Here is a 12,180-nt window from a genome sequence, read left to right on the forward strand (position 1 = left end):
ATTTAAACGAACACCAGAACTGAATGACAGAATCCAATAGAGCACTTATAAATCTAAATGGAAATGAAGAAACAATTTCTAATATTGATTTTACTTCTGTAGTTAATATTACCTATACAGAAAATGTTGTACTCGAAAAGAAAAAAGTCGTATTCCAAAAATGTATATTTAGACAAGGAATTGTATTTATGATTGACCTTACTCAAACCAAAATATCTGAATTGGATTTGATGTTTGAGGACTGTATCATTGAAGAGAACAAAGAGAAAAATGAAATCAAATCCAATAAACAAAAACAAAAGCTCTTTTTATATTTTAATACTTGTCTAATTCGAGATTTAGGGTTAGATAAATGTGATTTCACTAATGCATCTTTTTTTAAAAGTCTAATTCTAGAAAGATTATTAATAACAAACTCTTCAGTTAGAATTATCACAATTCGAAATTGCTTTGGCTCTGTATTTATTAATAATAATCCCAAATCCAAATTGTTTATTTATTATGCTGACGATAATCTTTTCATCGAGAATTATAATTTGCGAAAAGTTAATAAACTAATAAAAAAAAGAGATTCACTAAATAAGATATTTTCACACAAAACAAGATTTCATATATCCAATACCCAAGAAATTTCTGTTGAATTCAAAAAATCATCTGAAAACGGAATTAAACGAATAAAAAATGAAGATAAATCATTAAAAGAAGCTAAATACTACTTAAAAGAAAGTGAACTAAAAGAACTAGATATTTCAGTTTCAATTAGACTAGAATCTGATATTACTAAAAATATAAAGATTTCTAATTGCATATTAAACGGTCTATCACTTAATGGAGATTCGAACACAATTATTGATATTAAGCATACAACTTGTAATCGTCTATTTATTGATAAATTTAGCAGTGCAAAACTATTACTTTACGATTTTCAAGCTACAAAAGAAGACAGTAAATTAGAAATTAAAAATTCAGATTTATCGAACACTTGGTTCAACAAAGTGCGATTAAATAGCTTCGACATAGTTAGCTTTTACAGAACAACATTAGAAAACACCAAATTTTCTGCCACAGAATTTCCGAATTCTATTGAAGCTTTGGAAAACATTCATTACCCTTTAGAAAAAGAATCTGAATATTTTAATAATCAATATGAAAATTATAAGCAATTAAAAGTTGCTCTAGCAAATCAATCTGACCAAATTCAAGCTTTGCAAATGCACCGAAAAATGTACGAAGCAATTCGACAAAGCAAAAAACTAAGTAGTCAAGATAAATTCATCTTATTCTTAAATAATATTTCCAACAAACACGGAACCTCAATTACGCATTCATTTTTCTGTTTTTTGGTTATTCTATTTAGTTTATATATAACTTACACATTAGCATTACCAAAAGCCCCATATTCATTTGGTTGGAATGGCTTTGGTTCATTTTGGGAAAGTATTTGCGAAACGACAAATTTTGTTCTAAATAAATGGAAAAATTTATATGCATTAGCAAATCCAACTCATAGATTAAGCCAGTTAATAGAAAATAATTTAGGACAAGAATTATCAGGAATGAATTATTTCATTTCTTTCTGTTCAAGAATTCTAATCGGTTGGTGCTATTATCAATTCGTGAGTGCATTTAGGAAATTCGGAAAGAAAGTTTGATTAAAAAACGCAATATAACACCGTGTATAATTAATGGCTGGTTCTCGCCTACTTACAAAATCCTCGCGGATTTTCTATTCAGTAATTATTTATTAAATTAGGTGCTTAAACACGCCACTAATCATACACAATAACGTTATTGTTAATGCTGCGCTACGCTTGCATTAACAATAACCCGACGAGGGCTTCGCCCGAGTTATTGCTCACCGCAGTAGCTTCGCTACGCACTGAACAATAACTCTGGTTATAAGTTATTTTAAACTTACAGATATTTGCAATATCTTACAGTTCAAAACAACTCATAACCCTCGTCGGGTTGGCAAACATTTAAGACAAACGAAAATCAATGAGAATTACGACATTATTAATACTTCTACTTTTTTCTTTTAAGACATACTCTCAAACCATTATTGAAATGGAGGAATATAAAGGAGTTTACAAACTTGAATGTAAAATTAATGGAATCCCAATGGATTTTATATTTGACACAGGAGCATCAAATGTGTCAATTTCTTCAACAGAAGCTCTTTTTCTTATAAAACAAGGTTTAATAACAGACGAAGATGTTATTGGAAATGTGAATTACAAAATTGCAAACGGAAAAACTCTTGAGGGAACTAAAATCAACCTTAAAACAATTGAAATTCAAGGTTTGATTTTAGAAAATGTAACTGCGACAGTAGTTCACGAACTGAATTCACCTCTTTTACTTGGACAATCTGTTTTATCACGATTAGGAAAAATAACTATTGAAAAAAACAAACTTATCGTTCACAATGAAAATAAAGTAACATCAAAAAATGTAGAAAAAGAAATTGAAGAAACAATTAGTTGGCTGAATGACAAAATTCAAAAATTTCAAATTAACGGAAAAATAAAAGCGGAATACGAATTGTTTTTTGAAAAAGTGAACAGCGAATACTACATAAAAGTTCATCAAGATTTCTACTTATATGGGAAAGATAAAGGAATAACCGAAAAGTCTGTTACTTACATTCCAGTAAAAGAAATCGGAAGTATTGAATTTAAAGATAGAGGTTACGAATGGGAAACAGAAGATAAAAGAGGTTACATTTTATTCATTTATATCAAAAATGACAATCATAAAATTGTAAAAGAAAGTATTTCCTATTTTATGGGTAAAGAGAATAAAAGCTCGGAAAAGGAAAGCTATTATGTTATCAATTTAAAAAGAGCAATTGACGAGGAAAATCTTCGTGAACGAATAAAAAAATCATTTGGTTACTTAAAAGAAATGACCAACGAAAAAAAGATAGAAAAATTTTAATAAAAATGGCTGAATTGATATTTAAAGGTTTTTTACCAATGGAGGAAAAACCAGAGCAGTTTGAGGAATTTAGAAAAATAGCACCTGAATTACTTGCGGATTTGAATGGTCAATTGATTTTTGACTATGTTTCAACTTACAATCAATTTGACATTACTGAAAATACGACTGACAAAACCTATTCGGAAATAAGAAATATTTTAGGAAATGATTCAAAATATTTAATCTGAAAAAAAAACGATTTGCCAACACCGTATATAATTTATTGCTGGCTTCTCGCCTACTTACGAAAGTCCTCGCGGACTTTCTTGGTCGGTAATTATTTACTAAATTAATTGCTTAAACAACGCAACAAATCATATACAAACACGTTGGTGGTAATGGCAGAATTAACCGAAAAACTCAAGGAAAATTAAATTAAATGTCAAATAAAATAATTGAATATCATTTAAACAGGCATCAGCCAGATAAGCCTCAATTAGCCATACACGATTTAAACAAATACATTACCAAACATAAAGGCCATACTACCAAACCACACATACATAGTTATTACCAAGTGATATGGTTTAAGCAAGGCAACGGAAAACATTTTATAGATTTTGAAGCGCATGATGTTACTGATAACACCATATTGTTTGTCGCTAAAAACCAAGTGCATTATTTTGATGACAATACTAATTACGAAGGTATTTTATTGCATTTTAATGAGACCTTTATTGTACAAAAAGACAATGAAACCGACTTTTTTTTAAAGTGTAATCTTTTTAATAATCCGTACCTACAACCACTTTGTGCTTTAAAAAAGCCAACTGCTATTATATTTGAAGAGTATATTGCGCAAATAAAACGTGAGTTTAGTAATCCTGACCAATTTGGTAAAGAAGAATTACTAAAGTCGTATTTAAAAGCCTTTCTTATTCAAATACAACGTGTAAAACAAGCCTGTGAGCAAACCGAAGAACAAACTAATACTGTATTTGACGACAAAAAAGTACAGCTTATAAAGTTTATTAATCTTATAGACGAAAATTACACCAAAGGACTTTCGGTTTCCGAATATGCTAAACTGTTATTTATATCTTCCAGAACATTGTCAGATCTTACCAATCAGCAATTAAATAAAACACCATCGCAAATGATACAAGAACGTATTGTATTAGAAGCGCAACGTTTGTTATTGTATTCCGAATTAAACGTGAATCAAATTGGCTATCGTTTAGGTTTTGACGATCCATCGTATTTTGTAAAATACTTTAAAAAACACACAAACCTCTCGCCTTTAGGCTTTAGAAAATCCGTTTCCTAAAAGTACCATTCCTTTTCGTTTTTGTCCATCGTATACCACTCGAGTTATCCTGAACTTTGCTGTGTAATTAAAAAAAGTATATCATGGAAAAAACACAAGCACTTATAATTGGCGGAACTACCGGAATGGGTAAAGCTACAGCACAACTTTTACTTGAAAAAGGTATTGAAGTTACTATTGTTGGTAGAGCAAATAAAAATCTAGACACTGCCAAAACAGAATTAGCAGCTTTTGGTACTATTAACACCAAAGCGGTTGATTTATTGGATATGGAAGCGGTAAAAACATTTGCTTCAAATATATCTAAAAACCTACCTAATTTAAAATATCTAGTAAATTCTGCTGGCTATTTTAGTCCGAAACCTTTTTTAGAACACACAGAAGCGGATTATGATATTTACCATAATTTCAACAAAGCGTTTTTCTTTATCACACAAGAAGTAGCAAAAGTAATGGCTACTAATGGTAGTGGTTCTATTGTAAATATTGGATCAATGTGGGCAAAACAAGCTATAAAAGCCACACCATCTTCGGCATATTCTATGGCTAAAGCAGGTTTACACAGCTTAACACAACATTTAGCAATGGAGCTTGCAGAAAGTAATATTCGAGTAAACGCTGTATCGCCTGCAGTGGTTGTAACACCAATTTATGGTTCGTTTATAGAGGAAGATAAAATTGCAGAAACTTTACAAGGTTTTAACGATTTTCATCCCATTGGTCGCGTAGGAACATCACAAGATATTGCCAAAACTATAGACTTTCTTTTAGGTGAAGATAGTGCTTGGGTTACAGGTGCAATTTGGGATATTGATGGTGGTGTAATGGCAGGAAGAAATTAAGTGAAGCATTAAAATAATAACAATTAAAATAAATTAAAATGACAAAAGCATATTTAGAAATTAGTCTTAAAATAAACGATTCAGACAGAGCAAACGCAGCAGGTGTATACAGCAAATACAAAGCACCTTTTTTAGAAACTATTACAGGAGCAACATCCAAAGAACTTTTAATTATAGATGAAGATGTACAAGTGTTACATGGTTTTAAAACCAAAGAAGATGCTCAAAACTATTTAACAACAGCCTTATTTACAAACGATGTGGTAACTGGTTTGAAACCGTATTTACAGGATAATCCTGAGGTAAGAATCTATACAGTAGCTTAATTAAAAGCAGGTTATTAGTTTTACAAAAGAAGCTTTATTGGTTTAAAATAAAGCTTCTTTTTCATCTTTAAAACATTCAAAATTATGGAAGCAAGTTTTTATTTTTATACCATATTAGCAGCTATAGGTTACCTTTTTATAGAATCGTTATTTATGGTTGGAGTTTGGATTTCGGCAAAAGGCGGAACAGAAAAAATGCCTAACGGAAAGGATTATGATAGTGAAATGATTTTATATCCATTTAAAAAAAGGGTTATGAAATCTACCAAAGATATCGTGTTTTATAAAGCCGATTTTTTGGAAGCACTTGTTAAAAAATTACGTGTACAACTACCAGAAATAGATTTTAAAACCTCTACTAATGAAATACTCTTAACACGAAAGGATAGTGATTTTGTAGCGTTTATGAATTTGCTAAACGAACGTATAAAACGTATTGACCCAAATATTGTGATAACCTTATCGGAAACTGGAATACAGTTTCACAAAGAATATACACAGTATAAAGTGAATAAATACTTAAGAAAACCCATTATACAATGTCCAATATGTATGTCGTCGGTTTGGAGTATATTCACCTATTGGATTCCGATACTTTATTGGTTTGGTTTTAGTTGGCCAATTGTATATTTAGGTATTGCAAACACCTGTATATTAGCTTGTGTAAATTGGTTAATCTTTTCAAGCAGACCTCAATAATATAAATAAAAGCTATTGTATTTTTACAATAGCTTTTTTCTTAAAACAGAATAATGAAAGAACGAATTATAATTATAGGTGGTGGCTTAAGCGGATTAACGTTAGCTTATTTATTATCAAAAAGGGGAATAGAATCAAAAATTTTAGAAGCCTCTTCAAGAGTTGGCGGAAGAATTCAAACCATAAAAGGAGCATTAGAAACACCTTTAGAGTTGGGTGCAACTTGGTTTTCGGATATGCACCAAAATTTATTGTCGCTTATAGATGAATTGGGCTTAGAAAAATACCCACAGTATTCAAAAGGAACTTCATTATTTCAAACCAAATCATTTGAACCACCGCAACAGTTTTTTGTTCCTGAATCTGAAAACCCTTCCTACCGTTTAAAAGATGGAACACAAAAGCTTATCGATACATTAGCTCAAAAATTGCCTTCTGAAAATATTCGCCTGAATACAAAAGTTGTTGGTATTACTGAATTCGATGGCGAAATAATAGTTCAAACTTCCAATGGAGAAAAACTTTATGCCGATAAAGTTATACTATGTTTGCCACCACAATTAGTAGGTTTAAAAATTAAGTTTTCACCAGAATTACCTAATGCTATTTCTGAACTATTGCCAAGTGTTCAAACTTGGATGGCAGGTGCTATAAAATTTGTATTAGAATATGAAGTACCTTTTTGGAGAAATAAAGGATATTCCGGAATGCTGTACAGTCACTCAGGAATTATTTCAGAAATGTACGATCACTCTAATTTTGAAGAAAATAAATTTGGCTTTACAGGATTTTTAAATGGTGGAGCCGTGTCTTATCCTCAAGACGTAAGAAGGGAATTAGTATTAAAACACTTAGCGGAAATGTTAGGAAAAGAAGCATCAAATTCTATTACTTATTTTGACAAAATTTGGACAGACGAATTTGTATTGTGTGAAAATCAAATAATACAAAGACCACATCAAAACAATGGACACCCATCATTACAAGATAGTTATATGAATGGAAAATTATTATTTTCAGGAACAGAAACAGCTAAAGAATTTGGAGGATATATGGAAGGTGCAGTTATTTCTGCTTTAAAAATAGCAAGAAAAATAAAACCACATACCACCAACACCGTGTATAAAACATAGCTATTATAGGCTTTCCGTGAGGTTTTTGTATATTTACAAAGTACGCCATTTTTTTTATTTGGTTATATTTATTAAAGAAAATTAAACATAAAAATAAAAAATTCGGCTCGTGCTAAATCCGAAAAGTTTGCGTTTATTTATACGCTACATTTCATACACAAAACCGTTATTGTTAATGCTGCGCTACGCTTGCATTAACAATAACCCGACGAGGGCTTCGCCTGAGTTATTTTAAACTTACAGATATTTGCAATATCTTACAGTTCTAAACAACTCATAACCCTCGTCGGGTTGTGCGCAAGCTGAAAAAACCATCGTAATCGAATGATATTTAAAGGAATTAACAACCAATCTGTTGAATTTAGGATAACGAATTATCAGTTTCCTGAAATAACGAATTGTGAATATGATTCTAATTGGTTGTTGGTTTATTTAAAAGTAAAAAGTGATTGTGGAAATTGGCAAACAGTTGACCCATCACTTTTAGTTGGAGATTTAAAAGACATTAAAGATTGGTTTGAAAAACTCTCGAATAATATAGAAACTGATTCTGATTCACTTGTTTTTATGGAACCAAACTTGGAATTTGTACTGACGAAAATGAATTTAGAAGAAAAGCATATCAGAATAATATTTGACTTGGAATATCGACCACAAAGTGCAGATGATGATAAAGATTATTTTGTAGATTGCGTTTTTAACAACAGCGAATTAAAACTAATTGTAAAGGAATTAGAAAAACAAGTTGAACAATATCCGAGAAGAGCAATCTAATGAAAAAAAGACATTCAGAAATAATAAAGGAAATAGCGCAAGAATTGGATTGCGGATTTCACTGTTATTACAATTCTAAAACTGACGAAATTGTTGCAATCCCAAATTTTTCACAATTTTCGGACGAGGATAAATTTAAAGAGGCTTTTAGTGAAAGTATAGAAAAAGTAGAAAAACATAAAACGGATTTTATAAAATTTGAGGCATTAGAAAGCTTTGAGTCCTTTAAAATTATGGAGCTTTTTGTTGAGCATTTATCTGACCAAAATCTAAAGTCGGAATTAGTAAATACTTTAGCAAATAAAAAGCCATTTCAGAATTTTAAGCATAAAATCGACCATTCTGAATTTAGACAAAGTTGGTTTGAATTTAAGAAAAGTGAGTTGGAAAAAATAGTAGAAAATCAATTAGACATCGGAAAAGCCAGCGCACAACAACGTGTATAATTAATGGCTAGTTCTAGCTTACTTACGAAAGTCCTCTCGGACTTTCTATCTGTGATTTATTTGCTAACTTTAGTGTTTAAACACGTAACGAAATCATACACTAGACCGTTGCCAGTAATTTGAGAAATGACGAACTTAACTAGAAGAAAATTTATTAAAAGAGGAATTTTAGCCTCAATTGGATTAGTTCTTTTGGATTCGTTTTGGTTTGAAAAATATGTAATTGACTGGAATTATTTTGACATCTCTAAATCCGAAAAAGACAAAATAAAAATCATTCAGATTTCGGATTTGCATTTTGACCAATTAAGATACTTTCACAAATCTATTGCGAAAAAAATAAATTCTATAAAACCTGATTTAATATTTATAACAGGAGATTCTGTTGACAAAACAGAAAAAATAAAGTCTCTGAATAAATTCCTTGAATTAATTGATAATTCGATTAAAAAGTATGCAATAACTGGAAATTGGGAATATTGGGGAAATGTAAATCTGACAGAACTTAAAAACATCTATTCAAAAAATAATTGTGAATTACTGATAAACGAGAATAGATCAATTTCAATAAAAAATCGAGAAATATCAATAATCGGAATTGACGATTTTGTTGGTGGAAACGCTGATTTTGGAAAAGCGCTTGAAAGCCTAAAAGAAACTGAAACCAATATTGTTTTATCACATTGTCCTGAATACAGAGATATAATAACAAAACAAAAAGGAATTTTAAATATTGATTTAGTACTTTCTGGACATACTCACGGAGGACAAATTACATTTTTAGGAATTGTTCCTTTTAAACCTCAAGGAAGTGGAAAATATTTAAAGGGATGGTATAAAGAAACCGAACCGAAAATGTACATATCAAAAGGAATAGGAACAAGTATTTTACCAATCCGATTTGGAGCAAGAGCGGAAATGGTAGAAATGGAAATATAAAAACTACTGGCAACAATGCATATATTTTATTGCTAATTATAAACTACTTACGAAAGTCCTCGCAGACTTTCTATTTGTGATTTATTTGCTAACTTTAGTGTTTAAACACACAACAAAAACATACACAAAAACGTTTTACAACATCAAAAAAAATGAAAACCAAAAACATATTTTTATTAACATTAGCATTGTTTTGCTCAACTTCTATTATTTGTGCTCAAAGTGTGGAAAAGAGTTTGAAAATCAAGAAAATTATTCAGGCATCATACAGCGTAAAAAAGACTCCAGAAACGCCACGAAATTCTGCATTTAAAGGAGAACTTCTCGAGAGGTATGAAGTCTATGATGACAATGAAAAAATAATTGAGTATGGTATATACGATCGCAGAGGTAATATTTATAGAGTTACAAAAACTCAAAAAGACGAAAGTGGAAAACAATTAAAAAAAACAACCTGCGATTCAGAAGGTAACTTGAAACAATATTATATTTATACATTAGATGATAACGGAAATGAAATAGAGTTAAAAAATTATAACAGCAAAAATAAATTATTTTATTTACAGAAAAATAAGTATGATATAAACGGAAATGTAATATCAAAAATTGGAGGCATACCAGAATCAAATAAGGTCTCTACAACAGTATTAGAATATAATTCTAATAATGAAATGACACAAAAAATAATTTACGAATCATATGGAAGTAACACAACTCAAACTTACATTTATGATTCAAATGGAAATGAAGTAATATCCGAATTGTTCAAATCTAATGGTGATTACACAAAATTTATTTCTACTTATGATGAGCGAAACAATATCTTAACACAATATTTGTACGATAAAGATGAAATACAAATGCAATGGTACAATTGGGAATATAAATATGACAAACAAGGAAATTGGATAACAAAAAAAGAGTATTCAAATGGAGAACTAAGTTTAGTATGGGAAAGAAAAATCGAATATTAAGATAGCGTTATACAACATCGAGTATAATTAATGGCAAGTTCTAGCCTAATTACTAAAGTCATAGTGAACTTTATATCTGTAATTTTTTCTAAATTAGTTAATTGACCACGCAACAAAATCCTACGTTAACACGTAAAGATTTAATAAACAATGAATAAAAAACTACACACAACAATGTATAACCGCAATTACGGCGGATTCGACTACGTCCGAATCCACTCGGAATTACTAAAGTCAGTCCTAAACCGAAAATTAACGTATATTAACCCATAACTGACGGCTATACGAGACTGTTGGGCTTGATAATTATTAAACAGCATCGATATTATTTATGAAAACCTTTATGAAACGAATTTTTAAACTTATTTTAATACTTCTTGCTCCAATATTTAGTTATAGTCAAGACTGGCAATATTATGTTGGTAATAATGCATTTGATGGAGAATTTAAATCAGCAAGCATCCAAGGTCTTTCAGATAACTATCCTTATGTTAATCCATTATTGAATGTTAATGTCTGGAATGAAAAAACACTAAATTTTCACATTAAAAATAGTGGATTCTCTCAAGAAGGTACTATGCATAGTATTTTATTCCTACCTAACATTGAACCTAAAGTCATTTATTACGTAGGAAATATTAATATTTCTTCAGATGGAAAAACAATCTTTCTTAAATCTTTTAAGACTGATTATGTCAAAAATATATCCTTAATAAATTTTTTAGAAATACTTAAAAAGGCTTCAAAGATTGATGTCAGAGTAAAAACTGAATTTGGTAATTATGATATTCATTTTAATATGGATGGATATGCTGATGCTCTAACAAAAGTTCTGACAAAGAACTTTATACGTAATTCAAACTTAACAAATGTTGATATTCAAAAAAACTCTGATTTAATACTTAAAAATATATCTGATCACATATCAAAAGAAAATGAGGGAATTAATAAGATTAAATCTCTACTATTGAATATTGGAGTTGAAGAAAATGAAATAAGTGATGCAGCTAAAAATTTAAAAATTAAACTAGACGAATATAATATTGAAGTTAATGAACTTAGTAGAATTGAACCGAAAATTAACTTTCTTAAAAATTTAAATCTTGTGTTGTATGATTCGAAAAACATGAAAATAACGAGTGTCCTATTAGATATTCCAAACTTTCTTAATAAGTTAAAAAAAGAAAAGAATTAATCTGCAAATAAAAAATATTCGTCTTTTATATAAATCACTAAGCCCAATAAAAGACTGAGTTAAAAAACAAGCAATTTTAAGCTAATTTTGAAACAAAGTTTTCATCATAAGGCAACCCACTTTTTGTAATAGCAAAGGCTTGTTTTAATAGCTTATTTGCTACTGCTATTAATGCTAGTTTTTTACTCTTTCCTTTGGCTACTATTCTGTCAAATAATGCTTTACAAGATTTGTTTTATTTATAGGATGAAAAGGCTGCTAAAAACAATAAATTTCTAAGTTTTTTATTACCTACTTTACTTATGCGACTTCGTCCTCGCACACTACTTCCTAATTCCTGAATGGTTGGAGTAATACCTACATAACTACAAAGCTGTGATGCGCTTTAAAACTTTTTAAATCCAGATTCATCATTTTTTAATTGAACGTGACCTTTTGCTTTACTGTATATATCAAATACAGATTTACTAATGTCGATACCATAAATTTTTCTATCTTTAGTCATAAGAACTGAATTTTGGAAAGAACAAATGCTACTCACATTTCAACAACTTGAAAACGAGATCTAGGTCTCACAGAACTGAACAAAGTTTAAGTAGAAAA

The 12,180-nt window shown here is 29.8% G+C and carries 13 protein-coding genes and 1 pseudogene; 13 read left to right on the forward strand and 1 reads right to left on the reverse strand.

Annotation, left to right across the window (positions count from 1 at the left end):
• Positions 1-23 precede the first annotated feature (23 nt).
• The 13 genes from LACAL_RS13525 (at position 24) to LACAL_RS13585 (ending at position 11,577) form a co-directional block, all read left to right on the forward strand.
• Positions 24-1,652, forward strand: coding sequence for a hypothetical protein (locus LACAL_RS13525; protein WP_013871320.1), 1,629 nt, complete (start codon positions 24-26; stop codon positions 1,650-1,652).
• 346 nt (positions 1,653-1,998) lie between these two features.
• Positions 1,999-2,940, forward strand: a complete 942-nt coding sequence (locus LACAL_RS15100; protein ID WP_083817726.1) for a TIGR02281 family clan AA aspartic protease — start codon at positions 1,999-2,001, stop codon at positions 2,938-2,940.
• A gap of 5 nt (positions 2,941-2,945) precedes the next feature.
• Entirely contained in the window at positions 2,946-3,170 is a 225-nt protein-coding gene (locus LACAL_RS13535) for a hypothetical protein (protein WP_013871322.1), read from the forward strand.
• A gap of 191 nt (positions 3,171-3,361) precedes the next feature.
• The gene (locus LACAL_RS13540) at positions 3,362-4,249 is read left to right on the forward strand and encodes an AraC family transcriptional regulator (RefSeq protein ID WP_013871323.1); all 888 of its coding nucleotides are present in this window, start codon (positions 3,362-3,364) and stop codon (positions 4,247-4,249) included.
• 83 nt (positions 4,250-4,332) lie between these two features.
• Positions 4,333-5,091 (forward strand): SDR family NAD(P)-dependent oxidoreductase, encoded by a 759-nt coding sequence (locus LACAL_RS13545; protein WP_013871324.1) that lies wholly within the window; start codon positions 4,333-4,335, stop codon positions 5,089-5,091.
• A gap of 38 nt (positions 5,092-5,129) precedes the next feature.
• A complete protein-coding gene (locus LACAL_RS13550) occupies positions 5,130-5,417 on the forward strand; it encodes a hypothetical protein (protein WP_013871325.1) in 288 nt (95 codons plus the stop codon).
• An 84-nt stretch (positions 5,418-5,501) separates the two neighbouring features.
• The gene (locus LACAL_RS13555; RefSeq protein WP_013871326.1) at positions 5,502-6,116 is read left to right on the forward strand and encodes a hypothetical protein; all 615 of its coding nucleotides are present in this window, start codon (positions 5,502-5,504) and stop codon (positions 6,114-6,116) included.
• A gap of 53 nt (positions 6,117-6,169) precedes the next feature.
• Positions 6,170-7,249, forward strand: coding sequence for an NAD(P)/FAD-dependent oxidoreductase (locus LACAL_RS13560; protein ID WP_013871327.1), 1,080 nt, complete (start codon positions 6,170-6,172; stop codon positions 7,247-7,249).
• Positions 7,250-7,573: 324 nt separating this feature from the next.
• Complete coding sequence (locus LACAL_RS13565; RefSeq protein WP_013871328.1) at positions 7,574-8,023, forward strand: hypothetical protein; 450 nt, start codon at positions 7,574-7,576, stop codon at positions 8,021-8,023.
• Positions 8,023-8,469 (forward strand): UPF0158 family protein, encoded by a 447-nt coding sequence (locus LACAL_RS13570; protein WP_013871329.1) that lies wholly within the window; start codon positions 8,023-8,025, stop codon positions 8,467-8,469. Before LACAL_RS13565 ends, LACAL_RS13570 begins: the two co-directional genes overlap by 1 nt.
• A 126-nt stretch (positions 8,470-8,595) precedes the next feature.
• Entirely contained in the window at positions 8,596-9,408 is an 813-nt protein-coding gene (locus LACAL_RS13575; RefSeq protein WP_013871330.1) for a metallophosphoesterase, read from the forward strand.
• A gap of 152 nt (positions 9,409-9,560) precedes the next feature.
• Complete coding sequence (locus tag LACAL_RS13580) at positions 9,561-10,382, forward strand: hypothetical protein (protein WP_013871331.1); 822 nt, start codon at positions 9,561-9,563, stop codon at positions 10,380-10,382.
• A gap of 343 nt (positions 10,383-10,725) precedes the next feature.
• Positions 10,726-11,577, forward strand: coding sequence for a hypothetical protein (locus LACAL_RS13585; protein ID WP_013871332.1), 852 nt, complete (start codon positions 10,726-10,728; stop codon positions 11,575-11,577).
• 76 nt (positions 11,578-11,653) lie between these two features.
• Here the strand turns inward: LACAL_RS13585 and LACAL_RS15230 are convergent.
• Positions 11,654-11,962 (reverse strand): annotated as a pseudogene (locus LACAL_RS15230) (transposase); the annotation flags it as partial.
• Positions 11,963-12,180 lie beyond the last annotated feature (218 nt).

It is taken from the genome of Lacinutrix sp. 5H-3-7-4 (assembly GCF_000211855.2).
Lineage (GTDB): Bacteria > Bacteroidota > Bacteroidia > Flavobacteriales > Flavobacteriaceae > Lacinutrix.

What these genes read in the sequence shown, in the direction of transcription:
- LACAL_RS13535 (WP_013871322.1), top strand. Translation starts at nt 2,946, where the DNA reads ATGGCTGAATTGATATTTAAAGGTTTTTTACCAATGGAGGAAAAACCA.
- LACAL_RS13560 (WP_013871327.1), top strand. Translation starts at nt 6,170, where the DNA reads ATGAAAGAACGAATTATAATTATAGGTGGTGGCTTAAGCGGATTAACG.
- LACAL_RS13580 (WP_013871331.1), top strand. Translation starts at nt 9,561, where the DNA reads ATGAAAACCAAAAACATATTTTTATTAACATTAGCATTGTTTTGCTCA.
- LACAL_RS13545 (WP_013871324.1), top strand. Translation starts at nt 4,333, where the DNA reads ATGGAAAAAACACAAGCACTTATAATTGGCGGAACTACCGGAATGGGT.
- LACAL_RS13585 (WP_013871332.1), top strand. Translation starts at nt 10,726, where the DNA reads ATGAAACGAATTTTTAAACTTATTTTAATACTTCTTGCTCCAATATTT.
- LACAL_RS13565 (WP_013871328.1), top strand. Translation starts at nt 7,574, where the DNA reads ATGATATTTAAAGGAATTAACAACCAATCTGTTGAATTTAGGATAACG.
- LACAL_RS13575 (WP_013871330.1), top strand. Translation starts at nt 8,596, where the DNA reads ATGACGAACTTAACTAGAAGAAAATTTATTAAAAGAGGAATTTTAGCC.
- LACAL_RS13555 (WP_013871326.1), top strand. Translation starts at nt 5,502, where the DNA reads ATGGAAGCAAGTTTTTATTTTTATACCATATTAGCAGCTATAGGTTAC.
- LACAL_RS15100 (WP_083817726.1), top strand. Translation starts at nt 1,999, where the DNA reads ATGAGAATTACGACATTATTAATACTTCTACTTTTTTCTTTTAAGACA.
- LACAL_RS13550 (WP_013871325.1), top strand. Translation starts at nt 5,130, where the DNA reads ATGACAAAAGCATATTTAGAAATTAGTCTTAAAATAAACGATTCAGAC.
- LACAL_RS13570 (WP_013871329.1), top strand. Translation starts at nt 8,023, where the DNA reads ATGAAAAAAAGACATTCAGAAATAATAAAGGAAATAGCGCAAGAATTG.
- LACAL_RS13525 (WP_013871320.1), top strand. Translation starts at nt 24, where the DNA reads ATGACAGAATCCAATAGAGCACTTATAAATCTAAATGGAAATGAAGAA.
- LACAL_RS13540 (WP_013871323.1), top strand. Translation starts at nt 3,362, where the DNA reads ATGTCAAATAAAATAATTGAATATCATTTAAACAGGCATCAGCCAGAT.